Here is a 25,477-nt window from a genome sequence, read left to right as displayed (position 1 = left end):
TCTTTCTATAAGAAAAACAGCTTCTTCCCTTTATTTTACCTGTTTTAACTTCATTTGTCTTGACGTAACTCATTTTCTGCAGATTGTACGGTGTTGGCCATTAACATGGTTATTGTCATGGGTCCCACTCCGCCTGGAACAGGTGTTATGTATGAAGCTTTTTCTTTTACCGCTTCAAAATCCACATCTCCACACAGGCGATTGTTTTCATCACGATTCATACCTACATCGATGACGACCGCTCCGTTTTTGACGTATTCACTCGTAATGAATTTCGTTTTACCAACTGCCACCACGAGAATATCAGCCTGCAAGGTAATTTCTTGTAGGTTCGGCGTCTTAGAATGTGCATATGTCACGGTTGCATCTTTTTGTAAAAGTAATTGGCCCATTGGTTTTCCTACAATATGGCTACGTCCTATGACAACAGCGTGTTTGCCTGCAAGATCAATCCCAGAGTATTCCAGAAGTTTCATGACCCCGTATGGCGTGCATGGAAGGAAAGTCTCCTGTCCGAGCATCATTTTCCCCACACTGATTGGATGGAAACCATCTACATCCTTAGCTGGGGAAATGGCTGCCAACACGGCAGATTCTCCAATGTGCTTCGGTAATGGTAACTGTACTAATATGCCATGAATGGTTGGGTCTTCATTCAGTGATTGAATCGTACGCACGAGTTCACTTTCAGTTAAATCTGACTCAAAAGAAAGTAAACGTGAATTCATGCCAAGTGCTTCACACGTTTTTTGTTTATTGGAAACATAGGTTTTCGAAGCTGCGTTGTCACCGACTAAAATAACCGCTAAGCCTGGAATAATGCCTTGATTTTTTAAGTGAAAGATACGTTCGGATAAATCATTGCGTATCGCTTGTCCAATTTCTTTTCCATTAATTAATGCACTCGACATGACTTTATTCCCCCTGTTGTCAGTTAGAAGTCTCGACCGTATATTTAGATAGAACTCCGTTCACAAACTTGCTTGATTTCTCATCACCAAACGTTTTACATAATTCAATCGCTTCATTCATGACTACTTTTGAAGGTGCATCCTGCATAAATAACAATTCATAAACTGCCAAGCGCAATACCGTGCGTTCGATCTTAGGTAAACGATCTAAAGACCAATTTTCTAACTTTGTTTTAAGTGATTCATCTATTTGCGTTAGTTGTTCAGTCGTTCCACGTACAAGCTTTTCATAGAAAGGATCATTGTCGCCATTTAAAACGTGGCTCATTGCATCTTCTATTGTTAACTCGGTGTTTTCTAACTGAAACAAAGTTTGCAACGCTTTTTCACGGGCTTCTCTACGTTTCATGGGTAGTCTCCTTTTATATGCATTCGAACACATCATAGCATATTTTGCGTGCACAAGACATCCTCAAAGGGAAGTTCGAATGTTCAGAAAAAGTGCTCCATCAAATTTCGGACTGAAGTGAAAATCACTTAATCTCATCCAACGTAATAACCTATCCTTTTTATTATTGTTTATTAACGTTATCTTTGCTCGAAAGCTCAAGAATTTCGGCCATTACTATGCGCGTTTCAATCATTTCCCCCAATAAAAATGAGGCTCATTTCAATCAAGAAATGAGCCTCTTCCTATTTAAATTGCTAATTTTTCTGAGAATTGGCTATTGTAAAGATCTGCATAGAAACCATTTCTCTCCAATAACTCAACATGATTCCCTTGTTCAATCACTTTTCCTTGGTCCATCACCAAAATCAAATCCGCATCCTTAATCGTTGACAGACGATGGGCAATAACAAAGCTAGTACGGTCTTCCATCAAACGGTTCATCGCCTTTTGGATGAAGATTTCCGTCCGTGTGTCCACACTGGAAGTAGCTTCATCCAATATCATGATAGGTGGATCCGCCAGGACCGCTCTTGCGATTGTCAGAAGTTGTTTTTGCCCTTGTGATATATTCGAAGCTTCTTCGTTCAACACGGTATCATAACCATCCGGTAGTGTTCGGATGAAATGATCAGCATGGGCCGTACGGGCAGCCTCGAAGATTTCTTCATCCGTGGAACCACTTTTTCCATACGCGATATTGTCCTTGATCGTTCCATTGAAGAGCCACGTATCCTGAAGAACCATTCCAAAACTCTTGCGGAGATCGTTTCGGGACATGTTCCGTGTATCAAGTCCATCGATTTTAATCTTTCCACCATTGAGTTCATAAAATCTCATCAATAGATTGATCATCGTCGTTTTTCCTGCCCCGGTAGGCCCAACGATTGCAACGGTCTGACCAGGCAACACATCGATGTTCATGTCTTGGATCAACAAATCATCTTCATATCCAAAATCCACACGTTCGAATGTCACAGCGCCATTGGCACGCTTCAGACTATCAATCGTCACTTCTTTCATCTCTTCTGCTTCATCGAGCAGTTCAAATACCCGCTCCGCAGCTGCAACCGTGGACTGAATGATGTTCGCGATGTTGGCAGTTTGTGTGATTGGTTGTGTGAACTGTTTTGAATAAGTGATGAATGCTTGTATGTCACCTATTGAGATGGCACGCTGCGTTACCAAAATTCCGCCCACAACACTGATTAGGACATAACTTAAATTCCCAATGAAGAACATCATCGGCATGATGATACCTGAAATGAATTGAGCTTTGCTTCCCGCTTCATACAATACTTCATTGACCTTATCAAACTGAGCAACGGACTTTTTCTCATGCCCGAACGCTTTAACCACTTGGTGACCAGTATACATTTCTTCGATGTGCCCATTCAGCTGGCCAAGTGTACGCTGCTGATCGGCAAAGTGTTTTTGGGATTTTTTCAGGATCGGTTTTATCACAAATATAGACAGCGGTAAACTGACAATTGATATCAGCGTCAATAATGGACTGATCGAAAGCATCATGATGATAATCCCTAATATTGTCACGATTGAGGTAATGAATTGAGTTAGACTTTGTTGCAACGTGCTCCCTATTGTATCGATATCATTTGTCATACGGCTGAGCGTTTCGCCGTTTGAGCGGCCATCAAAATATTTGAGCGGCAGTTTTTCAAGTTTATGATTGACGTCTTCCCTTAGATCGTAAACCGTTTCCTGTGCAACGCTCGACATAATATATTGTTGCACATAGTTGAAAAGGCTACTTAAAACATAGAGCCCAACCAGGACAAGAAGAATCTGCCCAATTTTATCGAAATTGATGGTTGCACCAGGTATCCCTTGGAATTTCCCGTATGCACCTTCAAATAGTTCCGTGATTGCCGTCCCCATTATTTTTGGTCCAGCGATCATAAATATGGTACTCAAGATTGCTGCAAAGAAAACTGCAACCAATTTGTTTCGGCGCGGTTTCAAATAAGTCAAAAGACGTCTCAGTGTCCCTTTGAAATCTTTTGCTTTTTGCCCGCCCATCATCATCATGTTACTGCCACCAGGACCGTGCCCCGGCCCACCACTTTGAGGTTTTTTTTGATTGGTCATGCGATTTCCTCCTCTGAAAGCTGTGATAGGGCGATTTCACGGTATACATCATTTGTTGCAAGCAACTCTTGGTGAGTACCCAAGCCGACTATTCGTCCTTCGTCCAACACGATGATACGATTCGCGTCGACCACCGTACTGACACGTTGTGCAACCAATAATACCGTCGCATTTTTCGTTTCATCTTTCAAGGCTGCCCGGAGTTTGGCATCTGTCTTGAAATCAAGTGCAGAAAAGCTGTCATCGAATATATAAAGATCCGGTTTTCGAATGAGCGCTCTAGCTATCGACAGCCGTTGCTTTTGCCCGCCGGACAAGTTCGAGCCACCTTGTTCGATTTCTGCAGCATAGCCTTCTTTCATCTTGCCAATAAAATCATCTGCTTGTGCAATAGCAGCCGCGTGCTCCATTTCATCCTGCGAGGCATCCTGTTTTCCGAAGCGAATGTTATCGGCAATCGTTCCCGTGAAAAGTATAGCTTTTTGTGGAACGAAACCGATTTTCGAACGGATTTCATCTTGTGACGCCTTGCGGATATCAACACCATTTACGCGAATGCTTCCACTTAAAATGTCATAAAACCGTGGAATCAAATTGACGAGAGTTGATTTCCCAGATCCTGTTCCGCCAATGATGGCGGTAATTTCACCAGGTTTGGCAGTAAAGCTGATGTCGGATAAGGCAGGTTCTTCCGCTCCTGGATAGCTGAATGTCACATGCTCAAATTCAAGCGTCCCTCTTTCACGATCTGCCTTTTCCGTTCCTTCATCCAAGAAAGACGGTTTCATTTCCAGTACTTCGTTAATCCGTTTCGCTGACACAGCAGCACGTGGAATCATGACGAACATCATGGATGCCATGACAAGAGCAAACATGATTTGCATGACGTATTGGATAAACGCCATCAAGTCACCGATTTGCATTGCTCCATTATCGATCCGAATCCCACCGAACCAAATGATTCCGACGACTGTTAAGTTCATGACAAGCATCATTACAGGCATCATAAACGCCATGACTTTATTTACTTTAATCGAAACATCCGTCAACTCTTTATTTGCTTGCTTCATGCGCACTTTCTCTTCGGTTTCCCGATTGAACGCGCGAATGACGCGAATCCCCGTGAGGTTCTCGCGTAAGACCAGATTCAAGCGATCCAGACGTTCTTGTACCGTTTGAAAAAGGGGTACCCCTTTTTTCAGAATCAGCAGGACGGAACCAATCAATACAGGCATGGTGGCAACAATCACCAATGATAATTTGGCATCTTTCGATACGGCCATGATGACCCCGCCTATTAACATGATCGGTGCACTGACAACCATTCTGAGCATCATGATGACGACTTGCTGGACTTGCGTGATGTCATTCGTTGTTCTCGTGATCAGTGAAGCGGTTCCCACCTCGTCAAATTCCTGCAATGAAAACTTCCCGACATGATTGAAGACTTTTCTGCGAATGTCACGTCCGAGTCCCATAGCCGCTTTGGAAGAATAATAGCTGGCAATGACTGATGCAGTGGCTCCAAGTGATGAAACCAACAGCATGAATCCTCCAATTTTCCATATATAAGGGGTGTCTCCCGTAACAACACCTTTATCAATGATGTCCGCCATCAGTGTTGGTAAAAAGAGGTCAGCCATCGATTGAATGAATACGAGTCCGATAACCGCGAATACAAGCCACTTATAAACGGATAAATATTTCAGTAATTTTATCAATTTGAACACTCCTCTTGTCCCAGTTCTTCCAGATGCTTTGTAATTTGTTGATGAGTACCCAGCAGTTCGTCGAATTGCTTATCAGTCAGGGATTCCGCAACCGATTGAAATATTTGGTGAATGCCATTTTCTTGCATATGAATCTCTTTGATTCGTGCCAATCCATTTTCGCTGAGTGACAACAGAACCTCCCGTCGGTTCCCTTCGACTTGTTGACGGTTCAGCAAACTTTCCCGAACCAACCCATCTACGGCTTGACTCAGAGTACTTTTGGGGAGAAAGGTTTTCTCGCCCACGTTTTTTTGAGTCATTTCCTTATGGATGACGATGGTCATCAATATTGTGTACTGGGGAATGGATAATCCATTTTCCACCGCTGACTTCTGGACGAACCTCATCATGTTCTTTTGAATGTTCGAAAATGAACGTAATAATTGAATGGACCTTGTTAAATTTTGATTTTCATTGTCCAATTGACTCCTCACCATTCCTTCCTAAACGAACTGTTCTAAATCGAACGGTTCCTTTTTGGTCTTTCAAATTTACTCTCATTTGAAGAGATTGTCAATCTATCCAAACGAAAAAAGACCTTACCCAAGTGAATGCACACAGGAAAGGTCTTTGCCTTTGTAGTATTTACTTTTCATTATTCTTTGGCTTTCGTAAACGCTGCGGATAACTGCTGGTCCTCTACTTGTTTATCAACAATTCTATTAAGAGGATGTGGATGATGTCGCGCATTTTTTACGAAACTAAATCGTGCGGTTACCCCAAACTTTATTATCAAAACAAAAAAACACCGTCCGGATAGACCGAACGATGTTGTGAGTTATTCGTTTGTTGTTTCTTTTTGTTGTTCGAATTGAATGCCAGTAATATGGACATTTACTTCTTGTGTTTCAAGTAACGTCATATTTAAAATTGCCTGACGCACTTGACTTTGAACTTCTTTGGCAACTTTAGGAATCGACGCGCCGTATTTCACAGTGCAATAAATTTCAACAAATAGACCTTCATCAGTCAATTCTGTCTTGATTCCTTTACCGTGGACTTTTTTGCCGAGACGTTCGGCAACTCCTGTTGCGAAACTTCCACGGGTACCCGCCACTCCCTCAACATCTGTGGTGGCAATTCCAGCGATTACTTCTAAAACCTCTGGTGCTACTTCAATCTTTCCTAACTCTTCTTTACCAGACGGAATCATTTGCAAATAAGCTGTTGTTGTTTTTTCAGCCATTCCAATCATCCTTTCCTAGGAATTCATGACGTCGTATTTCTCTAAAAACTTCGTATCGAAATCACCAGATTTGAATTCTTCATGGTCCATCAATTTTGCATGGAAAGGAATTGTTGTATGAACACCCTCTACAACAAACTCACTCAGGGCACGCTTCATTTTTGCAACCGCTTCTTCTCGGGTATCTGCATAAGTAATCAGTTTTGCGACCATTGAATCATAGTAAGGAGGAATGCTGTAGCCTGAATACATTGCTGAATCCACGCGTACACCATATCCGCCCGGCGCTAAATACATATCAACTTTACCCGCTGAAGGCATGAAGTTTTTCGAAGGGTTTTCAGCGTTAATGCGACACTCAATTGCCCAACCTTTAATTTTCACGTCATCTTGTGTATAAGCTAATTTTTCACCAGAAGCGACTTTAAGTTGTTGTTGAATCAAATCAATGCCAGTTACCATTTCAGTAACAGGATGTTCAACTTGAATACGCGTATTCATTTCCATAAAGTAAAACTTTTGATTGATGTGATCGAAAATAAATTCAACTGTCCCTGCACTGCGATAATTAACAGCTAGGGCAGCTTTAACAGCCGCGTCACCCATCTGATTACGAATTTCCGGGGATAGCGCTGGGGATGGTGCTTCTTCTACTAGTTTTTGCATACGGCGTTGAATTGAACAATCACGTTCGCCTAAATGAATCGCATTGCCAAAACTATCAGCCAAAACTTGAATTTCAACATGACGGAAAATTTCAATGAACTTCTCAATATAGACGCCAGGGTTTCCAAAAGCAGCAGCAGCTTCTTTTTGTGTAATCTGAATGCCTTTAACAAGTTCTTCTTCCGTACGTGCGACACGAATACCTTTACCGCCACCACCGGCAGTTGCCTTAATAATCACCGGGAATCCTATTTCACGAGCGATTTCCAGACCTTCTTTTTCATCCGCAACAATACCTGTGGACCCAGGCACAACCGGTACGCCTGCTTTTCGCATTGTTTCACGCGCTACATCCTTTGTACCCATTCTGGAGATAGCGTCAGAAGTAGGACCGATGAACGTTATATTACATTGTTCACACAGCTCCGCGAAACTCGCATTCTCTGCCAAAAAGCCATAACCGGGATGAATTCCATCACAACCCGTTAACTTTGCAACACTGATAATATTGCTGAAGTTCAAGTAACTATCTTTCGATTGTTTAGGACCGATACAATAAGCTTCATCTGCCATTTGAACATGCAACGCTTCACGATCAGCTTCCGAATAGACGGCAACTGTTTCGATATCCAACTCTTTACACGCACGAATAATACGAACCGCGATTTCACCACGGTTAGCAATTAATACTTTTTTCATCATCCGTTCCCCCTCAGTTCGCTTTTACTAAGAACAGAGGTTGGCCGTACTCTACGAGTTGTCCATCTTTTACTAAAATTTCTACAATCTCGCCAGACACTTCTGCTTCGATTTCGTTGAATAATTTCATCGCTTCCACAATACATACAATCCCGTCTTCTGTTACTTTATCACCGACTTGAACATATGCCGGTGTATCCGGTGAAGATGACTGATAGAAAGTTCCTACCATTGGTGAAGTAATTTTAAGAAGAGATTCATCATTAACAGCTGATTCTTTCGTCTCTACATTTGCAATTGTTTCTTTTACAGTTTGAGCAACCGGTGTTGGATTCACTTCTACTGCCACTGGAGCTTCAACAGCAGGTGCCGCTGGTTTTGATTGAGGTACAACTGTTTCAGTAGATACTTGTACACCATTCTTTTTCAGTTTAACTTTTGTGCCTTCTGACTCGTAAATAAACTCATCAATGGATGAGTGGTCAATTAATTTAATAATTTCACGAATTTCTTGTACTTTTAACATACCGAACTCCCCTTACCCTATATCGAATTACGTTCCTTTTCTATTTTAGACGTTATTGAGAAAATTTGAAATAGATAACCTAAATTTTTTAGCAGTTGGTCCTAATCCGAAAGGTGAAGAAGCCCGTTTTAGTCCGACACCGACGTTGGAAGACAAGGTTTTCTTTGTGACGATTAACCGCAGGAGCAACGATTCGATTTTAATCCGGCATGGTTTTGCTAAGAAAAATGAAAAAAAGGACCATATCGGCCCTTTTCGTTCATTRTGAAGCTGGTTGGAATGCTACCGTTACTTTTTTTGCATCTTCCCATTGTTTCATTACGATGTGAATAATTTCATTTGCTTGTGTTTTCCCAAGTTCGTCAGCGATTACAGTTACATCTACTTTCCCTGTATCTGTCTGTACATAGGCATCTGAATAACCTAGTGAACGAATGAGCATTTCAAGCATTGCTTCCGTTGATTCGCGTACTGTTAAATCGTTAATAGTTGAGTAAGCTTCATTTTTCTCATCAGCCGACATTTCGTTTGAAGCAATTTGTGTAGTTAATTGTGTTTTTAACTGACTGCGTTCGTTTAGTAATTCCATTCTCATTTCTTCAAATAACGCACTTTGAGCATATACTGGTGTAACTGATTCATCTTCAGTTGTGTCTTCGACCTTCATTTGATCAAGGTCTTCATCTGAGAAAATAGCTAAACCATCAAAGGGCATATTGTTAGGTTCGTTCACGTAATACACCGAAATTACTGCTACCAAACTTAATAGAGTTAGCATCCATACTGTACGTTTTTTGACTTTCATTTAGAAACCCCTTTCTCATCCATCGGGACGACGACAATTCGATGTTCTGGCAGTATTAATACTGCTGCTAAGTATTCTTTTAACATAATTCTGGTTTTTGCTTGATCTGCTCCACTGGCTACTACCAATACTGATTGAATAGTTTTTTGCTCATTGGTTGTTTGATCAAACAAGGCAAAGCTAGGTTTTTCCGTAACTGTTTGTTGAGGCTCGTTCATGCCTGTGTAAAAAAATAATTCGACTTCACCTACCCCAGCCATTTTTTCCAATGCCGTTTTCAATGAGTGTTCCAGCGTTACTGCATCTTGTGACTGACTGGATGTGTTAGGTTGCTTGGTGAAAATGGATTCATTCAGTAAGAAAAACACCATGAATACCAAGAGACTCGCGAGCAGGATCCCGCTTTTCATTCGATTCGTTTTAATGGATGGAATCACGCTCCTCTCTTAAGTGAGACAGGCATTTGATAAACTATATGACAAGCATTCCTCAACTATTCATAGAAAAAAGAAGAGATAAACAATAACATGTACATGGCAAGTCCCAGCTTCGTATATTCTTCTATCTTTTCATTTGAATCAGACTTCTGGAAGATAGCCTGGAGAACTTCACTCAGCAGAATAATGAACATTAATCCCTTTAACCATTCAGCCATCATTAACCCCTCATCATCATGGAGAATTTTACTAATATCACAATGAAAATGGCTGTATAGAAAAACGCAAAGGCAATAAGAAATGACAAGATACTTAAAACGAAAATCGACTTTCCGATATCATCAAGAAAACTGGCCAGATCCTCTGGTCCGAATGGTTCAATAATGGCAGCCACTACTCGATAGCAAAACGCGATACTGATGGTTTTCAAAGTAGGAATCAACACAACCAGTAGGATTGTGATGGCAATGCCACCGCCAGTAATCGAAGTGATTGAAGAAGAAAATCGGGTAAATGTACTAAGACTCTCGGAAAAAAAAGAACCAACAAACGGGATGTTTTGCTGAATGATTTTTTTGATGGGCTCCGTAACAGCACTTGAGATATTCCAAGAAATAAACCCTTGCACCGAAATAAAAAAACTATAAATGACGACTACTGCTGAAACGATACTTAGTAAAGAAGTGCGAATAATATCGGTCAGTTTTGAAAAAGGGGTAGCCGGATGAAAGCGACTAATGAAGTCCAGCAATATGGTGGTCATAAGTAATGGAATAAGGATTCTTTCGGTCAGCACCACTGTAAATTGAATAAATACATAGAGCGCAGGGTTCCAAATTGAAAATGCCATCGTTCCACTATTCATCAACAAGCCCGCTGTCAACACGGGGTAGACACTCATAAAAACCGTCACCATCTGTCGCGCAAATTGCTGCATAATATGCATCGCATCAATGGCAGGCGTCAAAGTATACAGGACAGCAATACAAAACAGGGATAACCTTGTCCATCGTTTGGCTGCAGGAAATAAAATATCGATGATCATCGCAAAAACAATAGCGATCAACAGTACGATAAAATATCGGGTTACACCAAAAAAATAGGCATACAAGGGTTCAAGCATGAACCTTCTCACCTCTTTTACACCTATATTATTCGATCAATAGCCGAGTCAGCGTGTTAAACATTTGCTGAATGAGGGGCAACCAATAGGTGAGAATCAACACATGACAACTTATCGAAATGATGGGAACAAATGTATTCAGATTTAAATTTCGGCACCATTCAATCAAGGCTTCACCTATAAATGTCACGAATACAGAAATCAGCAATACTCTGGCTATTGGGAGCGCTTCCTTAGGTGCAGATTCAAGAACGTTTCTTACGATTGGAAAAAGAGTTTGAAATAAAATATTTGAGAGTAAAATAAAAAAGAAAAAGCTCAAAAGTAGAGGTGTAAATTGCGGTAGGATTTGTTTAAGCAACAACATCAGAAATATGATTACTATCGTTACCAGGATCATTTGCATAACTTACACCGAAATGGTAAGCCATTCGAAAAAAGTAGTGATTTCTTGAAAAAAGAAACGTAGGAAACGTAACATTTCCACGGTCATATACAGATAGCCAAATACAAATAAAAAGAATGAAAATTCTTTTTTCCCCGTCTGTTCAAAGAAAAGGTGTAACAATGCAAGAATCAATCCGATTCCTGCCACTCGAATTACATCCATAAATTCCGACTTGTCCCCTCCTCTGTCTATTCATCGTATGCAAAAAGAGGCTGAGACATGAAAAAAAGTTGCCAATAGCACTAGGTGCAATTGGCAACTTTATTTTTTATTCATTATTTAGGTAAGCAATAAATTTTCAAGGATTTTCATCCTTGAAAATTGATGGTATGTCCAGTTTCAAGCGCCCGCCTACTCCTGCGGTTACTCGTCGCAAAGGAAACCTTCCCTCCACGCCGGCGTCAGGCTAGAGTGACACTTTACACTTTTCTAATTATTGTGCTCTTGAAACGTAAGCTGCTTCAGATGTGTTGATGATCAGTTTATCACCTTGGTTGATGAAGAAAGGAACTTGAACTGATAATCCAGTTTCCAAAATTGCAGGTTTCGTTCCGCCACTAGCTGTATCACCTTTAATACCAGGTTCTGTTTCAGTAACTTCCAAAATAACCGTATTCGGCAATTCTACACCTAACGTTTCCCCTTGGTATTGCATGATATGCACTTCCATGTTTTCACGAAGGAATTTCAATTCGTACTCGATTTGTTTTGAATCAAGTTCAATTTGTTCATACGAGTCAGTATCCATGAAATTATGAGTATCACCATTTGCGTAAAGATATTGCATTTTGCGATTATCAATTTGAGCTTTCTCCACTTTTTCTCCAGCACGGAATGTTTTTTCATTCACTGCACCTGTACGAATGTTGCGTAGTTTAGAACGGACAAACGCTGCACCTTTACCTGGTTTCACGTGTTGGAAATCAAGTACACGCCAAATACCGCCATCTACTTCAATTGTTAAACCTGTTTTAAAATCATTTACAGAAATCATGAGTGTTCCTCCAAAATTATAAGATAAGTAACTCTTTTGTAGAATGTGTTAATTTTTCAAGCCCTGTAGCTGTAACAATCGCATCATCTTCAATACGAACCCCACCGACACCTGGTAAATAAATACCCGGCTCAATTGTGATTACCATACCTTCTTCCAGAACAGTTTCCGAACGGAAAGATAATCCAGGCCCTTCGTGTACTTCTAATCCGATACCATGTCCTAAAGAATGACCGAACGCTTCACCATAACCTTTGGATTTGATATAATCACGAGCGATTGCATCCGCCTCAATTCCAGTCATACCTGGTTTGATTTTTTCCAAAGACAACAGTTGTGAGTCTAGTACAATTTGATAAATTTCTTTTAATTGCTCACTCGGTTCACCGATAGCAACAGTTCTCGTTACGTCTGATACATATCCATTATACAACGCACCGAAGTCCAATGTAACAAAATCACCTTTTTCGATGACCTTATCCGTCGCGACACCATGTGGAAGTGCTGAACGAAGCCCAGATGCCACAATAATATCGAATGAAGATGATGATGCTCCTTGTTTGCGCATAAAGAATTCAAGTTCATTAGAAACTTCCAATTCCGTTTTTCCAGGTGCGATAAATGTAAGGATATGTTCAAAAGCCGCTTCAGCGATATCCGCGGCAGCCTTAATAATAGTAATCTCTTGAGGCGTCTTAATCAAGCGGATTTTCTCAATAAGACCTGATACAGGTACAAGTTCAGTATTAACCGCCTTTTTGTAACTCTCATACATGGCATAGCTCATGTCGTCTTTCTCAAAACCTACTTTTCTCACATTCATTTTTTCTAATTGGACACTTACTTCTTCCAGCATCGTTTTCGTATGTTGGACAATTTCAAAGTTTTTAATCTGTTTTGCCGCTTGTTCCGTGTAACGGAAATCCGTAATAAAAACAGCTTGATCTTTGGAAACGATGGCAACACCAGCAGTCCCCGTAAAATCAGTTATGTACCGGCGATTGTAGCCACTTGTAATTAACAAGGCATCAATCTGGTGTTCCCCTAAAGCTTCACGTAATTTAGACAATTTCTCCATTTAAGATTCCCCTTTTCTTCTATGTAAAAATGTTTCTAGTGCTAAGGTATAACCGAAAGTTCCGAGACCACATATTTGACCAACACATTCAGGAGCCAAGACAGATTTGTGACGAAAACTTTCTCTGCTATGGATATTAGAAATATGAACCTCTATTACCGGAACGGTAATGGAAGCGATGGCATCACGTATCGCATAACTTGTATGAGTATAAGCTCCAGGGTTGAAAATAATGCCGTTAATTCCATCATCTTCTGCATTGTGCAACCAATCAATTAGTTCACCTTCGTGATTTGATTGCTTACATTGAACATGAATATCCGATTGTTTTCCGTGAGTTATAAGCTTTTGCTCTACATCTTCCAACGTTTCATATCCATAAATAGCAGGTTCACGTTTTCCTAAACGATTTAGGTTAGGCCCATTTAAACAAAGAATTTTCATCTTTTCCCCTCCAGTTCCATCGTGCCCCCTTCATTTTATCATAACAAATAGTTGCAGCAACTACTTTCTCTTGTCATCATAAACCTCTTGATCATAGTAATGAATGGTCTCGGCAAGGGCTCGGCAAATTATTAAAATAACCGAAATAATCGGTACCGACTTCCAACTTATATGGGAAAAATCTTGATAAATACTCCATTCCAGCAGAATCCAGATGGCTAATCCGACAACAATTGACGTGGCAATCGGCGGCATTTTGCTGACAATCATGAACAGAGCCATCGCAAGATTGATGATCAAGAAGACGACCAGAAGAGTAAGAAGCCATTTGAATAATGGGTGAGCGTGGGAAATTACTTGCCATCTCTGAGTCCATTTTATTGGGCTCCATGGAATATAATCAAAAACATATAGAAACTTTAATATTATAGTGAAAACCACAGCATGTGCTACTGAAATCGTTAAGAAGTGAGTACCTTTCATTCAAATCACAATCCTTTCTATTTATTCAATTTTGACTAACCTCACTCTCTCTATTCATAGATATAGTGCTTTTTAAAAAAATTAGTACAATTAAAACGTTAATTACTTTTACAAGCGTTGATTCGGCTCTTTCAATGTTAAACAGATTAATCAAAATCGAAAAAACGCACGTTGTATCCCAAGGATACAGCGTGCGTTTTCTTCATCTAATAAATCTACTTGCTAGTGTCATTCTCAAACAGCGTTTTTAACTGTTAAACTTAAAGTCCACATTTCAATTGAGCACCGCAATTTGTACACGTATTACAGCCACCCATTTCTTTTACGGTCCCCTGACGGCAAACAGGACAAGTGTTTCCTACTTCTGAGCCGATTGTGACATTCGTTGAACGAAGATCTTGGATTGTATCGATCAGGACAACTGGACGTTTCCCAATGATGGTTTCTTCATAATGATGTTCATCCATCACATTTTCTTCCGCTTTAAGCGTCAGGACTTGTGCATCACGGCTGCCATCCACATAAACTGTCCCGCCTTTAGCACCACCACGATAAAGTCTTTCATAAACGCCTTGTACTTGCTCAACTGTATATCCGCGTGGTGCATTAACGGTTTTCGAAATCGAGCTGTCAATCCAACGTTGAATTATGCACTGAACATCCGCATGAGCTTCAGGTGCCAATTCCATTGAAGCAACAAACCATTCTGGCAAACTTTGTTCATCTGCTTCAGGGTTTGCGTTCAAGTATTCCTGAACAATGTCCGCTTTTACTTCTATGAATTTCCCTAAACGGCCACTACGATAGTATGTGAAGGAGAAATAAGGTTCCAAGCCTGTCGAAACTCCCACTAATGTTCCGGTTGATCCAGTCGGTGCAACGGTCAACAAGTGAGAGTTGCGAATGCCTGTTTCTTTGATAGACTGACGAACATGCTCAGGCATTTTTTTCATAAATCCGGTATTGATGAAAGCGTCTCTCAGACGGTTAGTTTCTTCATTTGTTTCCCCTTGCAAGAACGGGAAACTTCCACGTTCTGAAGCAAGTTCTGCAGACGTCTCATATGCTGTTACCGCTATCGTTTCGAAGATTTGGTCGACAAGAACGTTTCCTTCCTCTGAACCGTATTCTTTTTCACAATAAATTAGTAAGTCTGCAAGCCCCATTACTCCTAGACCAACACGACGTTCACCCAAAGCTTGTTTTTTATTGTCTTCGAGGAAGTAAGGTGTTGCATCAATAACATTGTCCTGCATGCGAACTCCAACACGTACTGTTTCTCTCAAGCTATCAAAATCGACAGTTTTTGTATCTTTATTCGCAAACTGAGCTAAATTCACAGCTGCCAAGTTACATACAGAATTTGGTGCCAACGGTTGTTCTCCACACGGGTTTGTAGCAACCACTTGTTGTCCGTACGCTTTTGCATTGGTCATTTCGTTTGCATTGTCGATAAAGAAAATGCCAGGCTCTGCAGAATACGTTGCACAAATGTTAATGAGGTTCCACAAATCGTTTGCTTTCATCGTACGGTAAGTTCGGATGGCATGTCCTTGTTTTTCCCATTCACGTACATCCCCGACTTCGTGCCATTTCTCATTGTACGTTACCATTTCCTCAGCTGAATAACTTTCAACAGCGGGGAAGCGTAACTCGTGATCGCCGTCTTCTTCTACAGCTTTCATGAAATCGTCGGTCAATGTCACAGATATATTGGCTCCAGTTAAGAATTCGGAATTGTTAACACTATAGGTGCCTCCATCGTGGAGTTTCGTTTCTGCATCACGGAAAATTGCATCACTGAATCCACCCTGGCCTGGAATTGTCTTGTAATTTACTATCCCTTGGTACATTGCTTCTTCTTGATGTGTCAGAGCTTTAAATTTAAGCTTGTCTTTAGCTAATTGCTTGATGGTTTCATCATTTGTATTTTCAATCAGGAAACGTAGAATTCTAGGATTTTGCATTTTGGAAATGATGAATTCCGCAATGTCAGGATGCCAATCTGCCAACATAATCATTTGAGCGCCTCTGCGACTGCCGCCTTGCTCAACCAAATGTGTTAGTTTTGCGATATCGTCCAACCAGGAAACAGAACCCGATGACTTTCCGTTTACACCTTTAGCGAGTGTATTGCGTGGACGTAAAGTTGATCCGTTTGTTCCAACACCCCCACCTCGACTCATAATTTCCATTACTTGTTTACGGTGATCGGAAATACCTTCACGGGAATCCGGCACAAAGGGCATAACGTAACAATTGAAGTACGTAACGTCTGTTCCTGCACCCGCTCCATAAAGCACACGGCCTGCAGGAATAAATTTCAATTGGACCAATTGCTGATAAAACTTTTCAAACCATTCTTTTTTCTTCTCTTCCGAAGTTTCAACAGAAGCAAGTCCGGTCGCATTGCGTTTAGCAATTTGCTCATAGAAAACTTCCAAAGGTTTTTCGATGACATTAATGGAACGAGTTACAATACCCGACTCCTGCTCAATTGGATCATCAATTGCACTTCTATAATCTTCTTCAATTAAAACACGTACTTTATTTATCGAATGATCGATGGAAACAATATAACCCAAACCGCGGGCAGGGAATTTCGGGTCTTCCTTAACCGTCAATACGACAAAGTCGCCTGCTTTTAATGTTTTCTTTTCAGTATCTTTAAAAGAATAGCGGTCAATCATGACTAACCTGGATACACCTTTGTGAGTTAATGTCATGTCACTCGTGATGGGATGAACTTGAGGGAATGAAACGATGTCATTATTCAACATTTCAATGTTTAACTCCCCTATTTGTTGCTTGGAAACTAGTACCATTTACTACTCCTCCTTAATTAACAGAAAAAACACTACATATAGTGTTACGCGTTGTGTTTAGGGTACTATATATTGACATCTAAATCAAATAAAGCGGATGTATGTTCGAACATACACACACAACGTCTATAGGAAAATACTACTTATTTTTTGAAAAAATTAATTCTTTTTACCTATTATTTACGGTATGTCCATTCATCATTTGCATAACGTCGAGCTTCAAGCTTTTTCACATAATCCAATTGCTCGATTGTTAGCACATATGGTTGAAAATTGACATTAAGACCTTCAGCAAAACCATCTTTAAATGCCTCTTCACATTCCTCGATCGTAGCTGGAGTTTCCCGCAAACGATTTATTGCCACCGCTTTTTGCGGAAGGCCTCTACGAACTCGCTCTTTTACGGCTTCTGATGGATAGTTAAATAAAGAAACTAATTTATCTTCATCCAGGTCTAATAGAATCGCTCCATGTTGAAGAATGACACCTTTTTGTCTTGTTTGTGCACTTCCTGCTACTTTTTTACCTTCCACAACTAATTCATACCATGACGGTGCATCGAAACAGACGCCACTTTTTGGATTTTTCAAATCACTCTTCATTTTATCAGTATCAGGCACCGAGAAATTGGCGTTCAATCCAAGCTTCTGAAAACCAATCAATAACCCTTCACTCAGCACACGGTAAGCTTCCGTAACGGTCGCAGGCATATCTTGATAGTCTTCACTGACGATAATGCTATATGTTAATTCATGTTCATGCAATACGCCACGTCCTCCGGTGGGACGTCTGACAAAACCTAAGTTATGCTCTTTGACAGCTTCCATGTTGATTTCTTTTTCGACATTTTGAAAATAACCAATGGATAATGTTGCAGGTTCCCATCCATAGAATCGGACAATAGGTGGAAGGATCCCATCACTATGCCAGTCCATTAAAGCTTCATCCAGCGCCATATTGAAGGACGGACTGCAAGCGCCAGAATTAATAAAATACCAAATCGGTTTAGACATATAATTTCCTCCTCAAAATGTCACAATGCTATTCATATTAACAAACCGATTGTATTGTGGCTACACTTTCTTTTATAATAAGTACATAGATAGAAAGGGGAAAGTTGTTTTGACATTTGTATACATTAGCTCTGCTGCATTATTTGGTTTGATCATTTACTTTTTAATCTCGTCTTTGCGATTAAAAAAGGCTGTATCAGGTTTAACACAAGAACAATTCATTGAAGGATACCGTAAAGCACAACTTGTGGATGTGCGTGAACCTAAAGAATTTGAAGGTGGACATATCCTTGGAGCACGGAATATTCCTTCATCACAAATGCGTCAGCGTTACAAAGAAATTCGTGCGGACAAGCCCGTATACTTATATTGCCAAAATAGCGCAAGAAGCGCACGTACGGCATTGTTCCTTAAGAAAAAAGGCTATAACCAGATTTACCAACTGCAAGGCGGTTTCCGTCAGTGGACTGGGAAAATCAGAACAAAATAAGTCATTCAAAGTTCTTCCAAATGGAGGGACTTTTTTCATCAAAAAAATATGTATGAAATTTCACAATAACTGAGATCTCAATGAAACCAATTACACTCATTTCCTTGATTTTATTGGATTCGGACAGCACACAACTAAATTGAGAGAGTAATAATATGCTAATAAATAACTTAATCGAAGAATTTAACGAAAAATATCCGGATGTTGATAGGTTCAAACCTGATACTCCTGTTTTTCACACATTTTATACGACCTTTGATAAGAGATTTATAATACTACAAAATTGATATTAAAAAAACAAAAGATACTCTTAACAGGGTGTCTTTTTATGTCAATAGTTCTAAATTGAGGAATTCCATGGTTTTCTTGCAGAACGCATCATCGAAAGACATGTTCTTATATGTATAAACAGTAAATGAAGTGAATCTAAAAGAGAGCTCGATTGATGAGCTCTCTTTCTTCATTCTTATGCTTTTTTATAACGCAATACTGGTGTACGGGCAGCTTTAGTCTCATCCAGACGTTTAATAACTGTTGTATGAGGAGCTTGTTGCACGATTTCAGGTGTTTCTTCGACTTCCTTCGCTATTTGGATCATCGCATCGATGAAAGCATCTAGCGTTTCTTTGGATTCTGTTTCTGTCGGCTCGATCATCATGCCCTCTTCTACATTTAATGGGAAGTAAATTGTTGGCGGATGATATCCAAAGTCAAGCAGTCGTTTAGCCATATCGAGTGTACGTACTCCCAATTTCTTTTGACGACGGCCACTCAATACAAATTCATGTTTACAGTGACGATCATATGGCAAGTCGAAATGAGGCTGCAGACGACGCATCATATAGTTTGCATTTAATACAGCGTATTCCGTTACGGCTTTCAACCCGTCTGGACCCATTGAACGAATATACGTATAGGCACGTACATTGATTCCGAAGTTTCCATAGAACGGCTTCACTCGCCCGATTGATTGAGGACGATCGTAATCGAAGTGGTAGCCTTCTTCTGTTTTTACAAGTACTGGTTTTGGCAAGAATGGAATCAAGTCTTTCTTCACGCCAACTGGACCAGATCCAGGTCCACCACCACCGTGTGGGCCTGTGAATGTTTTATGCAAGTTTAAATGAACACAGTCGAAGCCCATATCGCCTGGACGTGCTTTCGACATAACCGCATTTAAGTTTGCTCCATCATAGTACAACTTCCCACCAACACCGTGGATAATAGAAGCCATTTCTAAAATGTTTTCTTCAAATAACCCTAAAGTATTCGGGTTCGTTAACATTAACGCAGCCGTGTCTTCCCCAACCACTCTTCTTAAATCTTCTAAATCAACCAAGCCGTTTTCGTCAGATTTCACCGTGATTGTATCAAATCCAGCGACTGTTGCCGATGCTGGGTTTGTCCCGTGAGCAGAGTCAGGTACGATTACTTTCGTACGATGTGTGTCCCCGTTTGCTTCATGGAAAGCACGAATCATCATTAGAGCAGTCCACTCTCCATGAGCACCTGCAGCCGGTTGAAGCGTTAAATCATCCATTCCCGTAATTTCAATCAAATGTTCTTGAAGATCATACATTAATTCCATTGCACCTTGAACAGTCTCTTCATCTTGAAGTGGATGAATATTAGCGAATCCAGGGAAACGCGCAACTGATTCATTGATTTTCGGATTGTATTTCATCGTACAAGAGCCTAATGGATAAAATCCTGAATCGACACCGTGATTACGCTTAGAAAGTGCTGTATAGTGACGCATGATATCCAGTTCAGATACCTCAGGAAGTTCCGCCGCTTCTTCTCGAAGCAAACCTTCAGGCAACAACGTTGATAAATCTACTTCTGGAATATCAAGATCAGGTAAGCTATAGCCTACTCGGCCGTCTTTTGTCATTTCAAAAATTAATGGTTGATTATCTTTATGCACGGAAAGACCCCATTTCTTGCACAAGTGCATCGATTTCTTCTTTCGTCCGTTGTTCAGTGACTGCGATTAACGCATGCCCTTCCAATTTTCCATCAACTTTTCCTAAGTCGAATCCACCAATGATGCCTTTGTTAAACAACTCTTTATTTATAGTTGTTACAGATGTTTTAACGTTGACAACGATTTCGTTGAAGTGTGGACCTTGGTACGCTACTTCAAATCCTGCCGCTTCAAATGCTTTTTTCGCATAGTTCGTTTTCAGGATATTTTGAGTGGCAATTTCCTGCACACCTTTTTTACCAAGCGCAGTCATTGCTACTGAAGCAGCAAGTGCATTCAATGCCTGATTCGAACAAATGTTAGAAGTCGCCTTGTCTCGACGAATGTGTTGCTCACGCGCTTGCAATGTTAAAACAAAACCACGTCGTCCCACTTCATCTGTTGTTTCTCCTACTAGACGCCCTGGAACTTTACGCATTAATTTATTCGTAACCGCAAAGTATCCACAGTGAGGTCCGCCGAAGGACTCAGAGATACCGAATGGCTGCGCATCCCCTACGACAATATCTGCACCAAGTTTACCTGGTGAAGTCAAAATCCCAAGTGCCAATGGGTTTGAAGAAACCACCATCAAAGCCTTCGCTCCATGTGTAACTGCTTCAACTTTGCGCAAGTCTTCCACTTGACCAAAGAAGTTAGGATATTGAACAAGAACAGCAGCAGTATTGTCATCGATCATTTCGCTTAATGCATCAATATCAGTTACGCCGTCTTTAGTTGGAATCTGAACAACTTCAATCGATTGACCCAATGCATACATGCGAACCACGTCTTGAGATTCTGGATTGACTGCACCGGAAACGAGAAGTTTTTTGCGTTTTGTATGACCAGCTGCAAGCATACCTGCTTCTGCAAGTGCTGTACCGCCGTCATACATCGAAGAGTTCGCCAAATCCATTCCAGTCAACTCACAAATCATTGTTTGGAATTCAAAAATAGCTTGAAGCTCACCTTGTGAAATTTCTGGCTGATATGGAGTGTAAGCTGTATAGAATTCAGAACGAGAAATAACATGATCTACAATAATCGGCTTGTAATGGTCATATACACCAGCACCTAAAAAGGATGCATATGCTTTATTGTCCGCATTTTTCGCAGCCATTTGAGACAACTCTTTTAATAAAGAAGACTCTGATTTGGCTGCTTTAATTTGATATTCTCCTTGGAAACGAACTTTTTCAGGAATATCCGAGAATAGCTCATCTATAGAAGAAACACCAATTGTATCCAACATTTCTTTTTGATCTTGTTCCGTCATAGGCAAATAACGATGTTTCATTGGGTCATGACCTCTTTCCGACAGTTATTTTTGGCGTTTATAAAACGGAGTTGCCACGGTAACAGCTTTCAAGCGCTTCCCACGAATCTCCACTTCAACTTCAGTTCCAAGCTCCGTGAATTCGCTGACAATCAAGCCCAAGCCAATATTTTTCTTCAGCGTAGGGGATTGTGTACCTGTTGTAACTTCTCCAATAGCTTGATCATCTTTAAAAATGGTATAGCCATGTCTAGGAATGCCTTTATCAATCATTTCCAATCCTACTAATTTGCGTGGGATACCCGCTTCTTTTTGTGCAACAAGCGCTTTTTGACCGATAAAGTCATCTTCTTTTTTCAATTTCACTGCAAACCCAATTCCCGCTTCCAGTGGTGAAATATCACTTGAAAGCTCCTGGCCATACAGTGCCAAGCATGCTTCAAACCGAAGAGTATCCCGAGCACCTAGACCACAAGGTAATACTCCGTCTTCTTTTCCTTCTTCCAAAATCAAGTCCCATAGTGCGACTATGGAAGCCGGTTCTCCGTATATTTCAAACCCATCTTCACCTGTATAACCTGTTCGCGACACTAAAGCATCATATTCGCCAAGTTTTACATTTGTTTTGAATTTAAAGAAGCCGATTTCGCTTAAGTCTTCTTTTGTCAGTCTTTGCAGAACTTTTTCTGCAAGTGGTCCTTGCAAAGCAAGTTGACCATATGAATCTGAAACATTATGTGCAACGGTGTCACCAATCATGAATTTTTTCATCCACTCAAAATCTTTTTCGATATTAGAAGCATTGACGACAAGTAAATAGTCATTCTGTGCAATTTTATATACTAATAAATCATCGACAGTCCCTCCATCTTCATAGCACATTGCATTATACTGCGCTTGGCCATCTTGAAGTTTGGAAACGTCATTAGTCAGCAATTTTTGAAGATATACAAGGCTATCTTCACCGCGAACGATGATTTCACCCATATGTGAGACATCGAATAATCCTGCTTTTGTGCGTACCGCTTCATGTTCTTCTTTTATACTGGAAAATTGAACAGGAAGTTCCCATCCACCAAAATCAATAGTTTTGCCACCGTACGCTTTATACGAATCAAATAATGGCGTGCGTTTTAAATTTTCCGACATTTCATTTTCCTCCTCTTCACTAAGCAATCTTTCTTATAAGATCTGGTCTCCCGATTTCAAAATGAATAATCTTGTACCCACAAAAAAGGACAGAGAATCCCCTTTATATGAGAATTCTCTGTCCTGGCACCTGAAAGTTTACCTGAAATCGGCTTTCCTCTTTGGTAGCTATGAAGTGTAATAGCATTCTCCAGAGATGCGTCCTATACGAGTCTTTTTTACCTGAGAGATTCGTAGCTTCTACTTGCTCCTTCGGTGACGCGACTGGCGCGTTCTCTCCCCGTATATTCATCCGCCCAAAACATGCGTTTTGGTATATTAAGAAATCAATGAACAAAAGCGAGTACCGCTTCGTGTATATCCTAACATTGATTCAAAGTAAGCGCAATCTATTTTCTTATTACACTCTAAAGGCGAACGATTTATGATTATTATCAAAAATCGTTCGCCTTTAAGCGATTTACTTGAAATGCTGCATATTCAGTTATCTGTCTTAACGAGCGTCCTTCGGTTCTTACGGTAATATGGGCGGTGGCTTTATAATAACGCTTTCGCATGGTATATAACGCTTCCAACTCTTCCTTAGTAGATGATTGTACAATGGGTCTGTTAACATCACGATGAATTCGTTTCCATATATCAGCAAACGTTGCATCCAAAAACAATACTAAACCGGTTTGACGCATGACTTTACTATTGCTTGGGTTAACAGCAACACCTCCCCCAGTCGATACGATACACCACTCATCTCTGAAGGTTTTCAGAAATTCATGTTCTTGTTGACGAAAAAAAGGCTCGCCGTATCTTTCAAAAATTTCAGGGATGGTCATCCCCATTTTTTTCACAATCTCCTGATCCATGTCGTAATAAGGAATTTTTAGCGAAAAGCTTAATCGTCGGCCGATAGCGCTTTTTCCTGATCCCATGAAACCAATTAAATAAATTTTTTTCATATCCCTACCCCGCTCACTTCACTACAAATCATCACTAAACGACTATTATCGCTAATTTTCCATTTTAATAATAGTAGCAGAAATATAATGACTTTCCAACATTTCATAGATATTCATCTGTGATATGTAAGAAGTAACAAAGTAAAGAAGGATGCCGGACACAACAAATAATAAAACGATGGATACGGGCAGTAAAAATCCAGATTCATTGCGAGGATATAAACACTTCATATGCACGTTCCTCTTTTCGTCCGTTTAAAAACTCAACTTGGGCGATTACTTGATCACCATCAACTCGAAACTTACACCTTTTAACTCCCGTTAACAAAGGCTCATGTCCCAAACGATTCTTCTGTTTGCGAATGAGTGATGGGTAACATTCAATATCATACTCCACCCCATCTTTTTTCAGACGAATTCCTGTCTGATTGACTTGTTCTTCTATCACATTGACCGAAAAGAGGATTTTTTCCATTTCCAATGAAAACATTTCCCATTCAAGTGATACTGATTGAAAGAAATGCTTTTCCACTTGTGTAAACCATACAGAATAAAACAAAATGAGTTGCGAAAACAACAACAGAACTGCAAGTTGAATGATTGCATCGACTAATGTGTATCCCCTATCTGTTAAAAGGTTTCGCACGACTCTTTGCTCTCTTCAAAAAAAACATACCGTACACACATTGTTGGATCTGTCCATTGCCAGGAAAAAGACACATTGTCGAGAAATATCTCACCTGACATTTGCCCATTTTTAATTAAAGTTGCTGCTTGGTTTTTCGCAATTGCCACATGCAATGCCACTTTCTTTTCGGCAAGATTAAACATCATTTGATTTGTCATAGGCAACAATGTCCCAAATAACAAAAAAAGAATACTGACCGTGAGAATCGTTTCGACGAATGAAAATCCTTGGTGATTATTCAAGACTCATCCGTCCTTTCCCTATAAAGACCCGGACAATCTTAATGCCCCCGGGCGTCACAAATGCAATCGTTCCAAATTTTTCAATTGTACCATTCGGTAAATAGGCAAGCTCGGTTAATGTACTACTGGAAGATAAACTGTAACCTGCAGGTAAATTTCTCTCGAAAAGAGGTTCGTATAGTGATTTTCTTCCAATGTAACGATTACCTCCTGCGTTAAAAATCAGTTTAACGTACCTTTTTTCTTCCACAGCAGTCATTTGAGTGTGCATGGCATCGAGTTTCAATTGGTTATAGAACAAATCAAATGTGTGTCTTTCAACATACTGATTGTTCGCATACAACACACTCGTACTGATGACCAGCACAATCGTCAAAACGAGTAATAACTCCAGCAACGAGTAGCCTTTATTATCCAGCGACATCTTCCGTCACCGATACAAGTCCGGTAGTTGCATCTATTTGTATCTGATCACCATTTGGACAAGTTGTTTCACCGTCATTTAAATAATCGTTATCTGTTAAATCCGAAAGTGTAGGAACATCTTTCATATCGATCCGATATGCTTCGACTTGCCCTTGAACCATTTTGATATAAGCCTCGCACCCTTTTTCATCAATCGTTGCCGAATGCTTCGTCACATTGGGAATTGCGATTAATATCAGAACGGAAATTATCAGTAATACGACCATCATTTCAATTAAAGTGAACCCTTTTTGGCACTTTATCTTTTTCATACTTGC

28 protein-coding genes and 1 riboswitch are annotated in these 25,477 nt (G+C 40.3%); of the genes, 1 reads left to right on the top strand and 27 read right to left on the bottom strand.

All coding sequences use genetic code 11. The features are described 5' to 3' along the window. Nucleotides 1-50: 50 nt before the first annotated feature. The 19 genes from folD to AC1DSK_RS06630 all read right to left on the bottom strand — a co-directional run bounded on the left by folD (nt 51) and on the right by AC1DSK_RS06630 (nt 17,967). Entirely contained in the window at nt 51-911 is an 861-nt protein-coding gene (folD, locus tag AC1DSK_RS06720) for a bifunctional methylenetetrahydrofolate dehydrogenase/methenyltetrahydrofolate cyclohydrolase FolD (RefSeq protein ID WP_477547248.1), read from the bottom strand. A gap of 19 nt (nt 912-930) precedes the next feature. Beyond that, nucleotides 931-1,320, bottom strand: a complete 390-nt coding sequence (nusB, locus tag AC1DSK_RS06715) for a transcription antitermination factor NusB (RefSeq protein ID WP_477547247.1) — start codon at nt 1,318-1,320, stop codon at nt 931-933. 288 nt (nt 1,321-1,608) lie between these two features. Then, nucleotides 1,609-3,468, bottom strand: coding sequence for an ABC transporter ATP-binding protein (locus AC1DSK_RS06710; protein WP_477547246.1), 1,860 nt, complete (start codon nt 3,466-3,468; stop codon nt 1,609-1,611). Further along, nucleotides 3,465-5,189: an ABC transporter ATP-binding protein gene (locus AC1DSK_RS06705; protein WP_477547245.1), complete on the bottom strand. Its 1,725-nt coding sequence runs from the start codon at nt 5,187-5,189 to the stop codon at nt 3,465-3,467. The genes AC1DSK_RS06710 and AC1DSK_RS06705 overlap by 4 nt, the downstream gene beginning before the upstream one ends. Beyond that, entirely contained in the window at nt 5,186-5,662 is a 477-nt protein-coding gene (locus AC1DSK_RS06700) for a MarR family winged helix-turn-helix transcriptional regulator (protein ID WP_477547244.1), read from the bottom strand. The genes AC1DSK_RS06705 and AC1DSK_RS06700 overlap by 4 nt, the downstream gene beginning before the upstream one ends. A 356-nt stretch (nt 5,663-6,018) precedes the next feature. After that, nucleotides 6,019-6,426 (bottom strand): Asp23/Gls24 family envelope stress response protein, encoded by a 408-nt coding sequence (locus tag AC1DSK_RS06695; protein WP_477547243.1) that lies wholly within the window; start codon nt 6,424-6,426, stop codon nt 6,019-6,021. Nucleotides 6,427-6,441: 15 nt separating this feature from the next. Then, nucleotides 6,442-7,794, bottom strand: coding sequence for an acetyl-CoA carboxylase biotin carboxylase subunit (accC, locus tag AC1DSK_RS06690; RefSeq protein ID WP_016426966.1), 1,353 nt, complete (start codon nt 7,792-7,794; stop codon nt 6,442-6,444). Between the two features lie 10 nt (nt 7,795-7,804). Further along, nucleotides 7,805-8,317, bottom strand: a complete 513-nt coding sequence (accB, locus tag AC1DSK_RS06685; protein ID WP_477547242.1) for an acetyl-CoA carboxylase biotin carboxyl carrier protein — start codon at nt 8,315-8,317, stop codon at nt 7,805-7,807. Between the two features lie 259 nt (nt 8,318-8,576). After that, nucleotides 8,577-9,122: a SpoIIIAH-like family protein gene (locus AC1DSK_RS06680; RefSeq protein WP_477598119.1), complete on the bottom strand. Its 546-nt coding sequence runs from the start codon at nt 9,120-9,122 to the stop codon at nt 8,577-8,579. Further along, nucleotides 9,119-9,559, bottom strand: coding sequence for a hypothetical protein (locus tag AC1DSK_RS06675; protein WP_477598117.1), 441 nt, complete (start codon nt 9,557-9,559; stop codon nt 9,119-9,121). Before AC1DSK_RS06675 ends, AC1DSK_RS06680 begins: the two co-directional genes overlap by 4 nt. Nucleotides 9,560-9,615: 56 nt before the next feature. Beyond that, the gene (locus AC1DSK_RS06670) at nt 9,616-9,780 is read right to left on the bottom strand and encodes a hypothetical protein (RefSeq protein WP_016426962.1); all 165 of its coding nucleotides are present in this window, start codon (nt 9,778-9,780) and stop codon (nt 9,616-9,618) included. After that, complete coding sequence (locus tag AC1DSK_RS06665; RefSeq protein ID WP_016426961.1) at nt 9,780-10,682, bottom strand: stage III sporulation protein AE; 903 nt, start codon at nt 10,680-10,682, stop codon at nt 9,780-9,782. The genes AC1DSK_RS06670 and AC1DSK_RS06665 overlap by 1 nt, the downstream gene beginning before the upstream one ends. 409 nt (nt 10,683-11,091) lie before the next feature. Beyond that, nucleotides 11,092-11,292, bottom strand: a complete 201-nt coding sequence (locus tag AC1DSK_RS06660; RefSeq protein WP_036659311.1) for a SpoIIIAC/SpoIIIAD family protein — start codon at nt 11,290-11,292, stop codon at nt 11,092-11,094. A 271-nt stretch (nt 11,293-11,563) separates the two neighbouring features. Further along, complete coding sequence (gene efp / locus AC1DSK_RS06655; protein ID WP_477547238.1) at nt 11,564-12,124, bottom strand: elongation factor P; 561 nt, start codon at nt 12,122-12,124, stop codon at nt 11,564-11,566. A gap of 16 nt (nt 12,125-12,140) precedes the next feature. After that, a complete protein-coding gene (locus AC1DSK_RS06650) occupies nt 12,141-13,202 on the bottom strand; it encodes a M24 family metallopeptidase (RefSeq protein ID WP_477547237.1) in 1,062 nt (353 codons plus the stop codon). Continuing rightward, on the bottom strand, nt 13,203-13,646 hold the full coding sequence (gene aroQ / locus AC1DSK_RS06645; RefSeq protein ID WP_477547236.1) for a type II 3-dehydroquinate dehydratase: 444 nt from the start codon (nt 13,644-13,646) through the stop codon (nt 13,203-13,205). A gap of 60 nt (nt 13,647-13,706) precedes the next feature. Continuing rightward, nucleotides 13,707-14,129 carry a hypothetical protein gene (locus AC1DSK_RS06640; protein ID WP_477547235.1) on the bottom strand — a complete coding sequence of 141 codons (423 nt, stop codon included), beginning with the start codon at nt 14,127-14,129 and terminating at the stop codon, nt 13,707-13,709. A gap of 260 nt (nt 14,130-14,389) precedes the next feature. After that, nucleotides 14,390-16,954 (bottom strand): vitamin B12-dependent ribonucleotide reductase, encoded by a 2,565-nt coding sequence (locus tag AC1DSK_RS06635; RefSeq protein ID WP_477547234.1) that lies wholly within the window; start codon nt 16,952-16,954, stop codon nt 14,390-14,392. 176 nt (nt 16,955-17,130) lie between these two features. Beyond that, a complete protein-coding gene (locus AC1DSK_RS06630) occupies nt 17,131-17,967 on the bottom strand; it encodes a lipoate--protein ligase family protein (RefSeq protein ID WP_477547233.1) in 837 nt (278 codons plus the stop codon). Nucleotides 17,968-18,076: 109 nt separating this feature from the next. On the opposite strand from AC1DSK_RS06630, the gene AC1DSK_RS06625 reads away from it, so the two are divergent. Next, a complete protein-coding gene (locus AC1DSK_RS06625; protein WP_342543497.1) occupies nt 18,077-18,457 on the top strand; it encodes a rhodanese-like domain-containing protein in 381 nt (126 codons plus the stop codon). A gap of 466 nt (nt 18,458-18,923) precedes the next feature. Here AC1DSK_RS06625 and gcvPB read toward each other — a convergent pair whose 3' ends face one another. The 8 genes from gcvPB to comGC form a co-directional block, all read right to left on the bottom strand. Beyond that, nucleotides 18,924-20,414: an aminomethyl-transferring glycine dehydrogenase subunit GcvPB gene (gcvPB, locus tag AC1DSK_RS06620; protein WP_477547232.1), complete on the bottom strand. Its 1,491-nt coding sequence runs from the start codon at nt 20,412-20,414 to the stop codon at nt 18,924-18,926. Beyond that, nucleotides 20,377-21,723, bottom strand: a complete 1,347-nt coding sequence (gene gcvPA / locus AC1DSK_RS06615) for an aminomethyl-transferring glycine dehydrogenase subunit GcvPA (RefSeq protein ID WP_477547231.1) — start codon at nt 21,721-21,723, stop codon at nt 20,377-20,379. The genes gcvPB and gcvPA overlap by 38 nt, the downstream gene beginning before the upstream one ends. Before the next feature lie 24 nt (nt 21,724-21,747). Further along, the gene (gene gcvT, locus AC1DSK_RS06610; RefSeq protein WP_477547230.1) at nt 21,748-22,851 is read right to left on the bottom strand and encodes a glycine cleavage system aminomethyltransferase GcvT; all 1,104 of its coding nucleotides are present in this window, start codon (nt 22,849-22,851) and stop codon (nt 21,748-21,750) included. A gap of 199 nt (nt 22,852-23,050) precedes the next feature. Further along, nucleotides 23,051-23,143: riboswitch (glycine riboswitch) on the bottom strand. A 142-nt stretch (nt 23,144-23,285) separates the two neighbouring features. After that, a complete protein-coding gene (locus AC1DSK_RS06605) occupies nt 23,286-23,804 on the bottom strand; it encodes a shikimate kinase (RefSeq protein WP_477547229.1) in 519 nt (172 codons plus the stop codon). A gap of 205 nt (nt 23,805-24,009) precedes the next feature. Continuing rightward, nucleotides 24,010-24,450, bottom strand: coding sequence for a competence type IV pilus minor pilin ComGF (gene comGF / locus AC1DSK_RS06600; RefSeq protein ID WP_477547228.1), 441 nt, complete (start codon nt 24,448-24,450; stop codon nt 24,010-24,012). Beyond that, the gene (locus AC1DSK_RS06595) at nt 24,435-24,734 is read right to left on the bottom strand and encodes a hypothetical protein (protein ID WP_477547227.1); all 300 of its coding nucleotides are present in this window, start codon (nt 24,732-24,734) and stop codon (nt 24,435-24,437) included. The genes comGF and AC1DSK_RS06595 overlap by 16 nt, the downstream gene beginning before the upstream one ends. Beyond that, nucleotides 24,727-25,158, bottom strand: coding sequence for a prepilin-type N-terminal cleavage/methylation domain-containing protein (locus AC1DSK_RS06590; RefSeq protein WP_477547226.1), 432 nt, complete (start codon nt 25,156-25,158; stop codon nt 24,727-24,729). The genes AC1DSK_RS06595 and AC1DSK_RS06590 overlap by 8 nt, the downstream gene beginning before the upstream one ends. After that, a complete protein-coding gene (comGC, locus tag AC1DSK_RS06585) occupies nt 25,145-25,471 on the bottom strand; it encodes a competence type IV pilus major pilin ComGC (RefSeq protein WP_477547225.1) in 327 nt (108 codons plus the stop codon). Before comGC ends, AC1DSK_RS06590 begins: the two co-directional genes overlap by 14 nt. Between the last annotated feature and the right edge of the window lie 6 nt (nt 25,472-25,477).

The organism is Paenisporosarcina sp. P4_B8, from assembly GCF_056402175.1.
The sequence above is the reverse complement of the archived record's forward strand: the minus strand, read 5'-3'. Positions and strand labels throughout refer to the sequence as shown.

Excerpts from the sequence above, each read along its gene's own strand:
- folD (WP_477547248.1), bottom strand. The coding sequence starts at position 911 with ATGTCGAGTGCATTAATTAATGGAAAAGAAATTGGACAAGCGATACGC.
- nusB (WP_477547247.1), bottom strand. The coding sequence starts at position 1,320 with ATGAAACGTAGAGAAGCCCGTGAAAAAGCGTTGCAAACTTTGTTTCAG.
- AC1DSK_RS06710 (WP_477547246.1), bottom strand. The coding sequence starts at position 3,468 with ATGACCAATCAAAAAAAACCTCAAAGTGGTGGGCCGGGGCACGGTCCT.
- AC1DSK_RS06695 (WP_477547243.1), bottom strand. The coding sequence starts at position 6,426 with ATGGCTGAAAAAACAACAACAGCTTATTTGCAAATGATTCCGTCTGGT.
- accC (WP_016426966.1), bottom strand. The coding sequence starts at position 7,794 with ATGATGAAAAAAGTATTAATTGCTAACCGTGGTGAAATCGCGGTTCGT.
- accB (WP_477547242.1), bottom strand. The coding sequence starts at position 8,317 with ATGTTAAAAGTACAAGAAATTCGTGAAATTATTAAATTAATTGACCAC.
- AC1DSK_RS06670 (WP_016426962.1), bottom strand. The coding sequence starts at position 9,780 with ATGATGGCTGAATGGTTAAAGGGATTAATGTTCATTATTCTGCTGAGT.
- AC1DSK_RS06665 (WP_016426961.1), bottom strand. The coding sequence starts at position 10,682 with ATGCTTGAACCCTTGTATGCCTATTTTTTTGGTGTAACCCGATATTTT.
- AC1DSK_RS06660 (WP_036659311.1), bottom strand. The coding sequence starts at position 11,292 with ATGGATGTAATTCGAGTGGCAGGAATCGGATTGATTCTTGCATTGTTA.
- efp (WP_477547238.1), bottom strand. The coding sequence starts at position 12,124 with ATGATTTCTGTAAATGATTTTAAAACAGGTTTAACAATTGAAGTAGAT.
- AC1DSK_RS06650 (WP_477547237.1), bottom strand. The coding sequence starts at position 13,202 with ATGGAGAAATTGTCTAAATTACGTGAAGCTTTAGGGGAACACCAGATT.
- aroQ (WP_477547236.1), bottom strand. The coding sequence starts at position 13,646 with ATGAAAATTCTTTGTTTAAATGGGCCTAACCTAAATCGTTTAGGAAAA.
- AC1DSK_RS06640 (WP_477547235.1), bottom strand. The coding sequence starts at position 14,129 with ATGAAAGGTACTCACTTCTTAACGATTTCAGTAGCACATGCTGTGGTT.
- AC1DSK_RS06635 (WP_477547234.1), bottom strand. The coding sequence starts at position 16,954 with ATGGTACTAGTTTCCAAGCAACAAATAGGGGAGTTAAACATTGAAATG.
- AC1DSK_RS06630 (WP_477547233.1), bottom strand. The coding sequence starts at position 17,967 with ATGTCTAAACCGATTTGGTATTTTATTAATTCTGGCGCTTGCAGTCCG.
- gcvPB (WP_477547232.1), bottom strand. The coding sequence starts at position 20,414 with ATGCACTTGTGCAAGAAATGGGGTCTTTCCGTGCATAAAGATAATCAA.
- gcvPA (WP_477547231.1), bottom strand. The coding sequence starts at position 21,723 with ATGAAACATCGTTATTTGCCTATGACGGAACAAGATCAAAAAGAAATG.
- gcvT (WP_477547230.1), bottom strand. The coding sequence starts at position 22,851 with ATGTCGGAAAATTTAAAACGCACGCCATTATTTGATTCGTATAAAGCG.
- AC1DSK_RS06605 (WP_477547229.1), bottom strand. The coding sequence starts at position 23,804 with ATGAAAAAAATTTATTTAATTGGTTTCATGGGATCAGGAAAAAGCGCT.
- AC1DSK_RS06590 (WP_477547226.1), bottom strand. The coding sequence starts at position 25,158 with ATGTCGCTGGATAATAAAGGCTACTCGTTGCTGGAGTTATTACTCGTT.
- comGC (WP_477547225.1), bottom strand. The coding sequence starts at position 25,471 with ATGAAAAAGATAAAGTGCCAAAAAGGGTTCACTTTAATTGAAATGATG.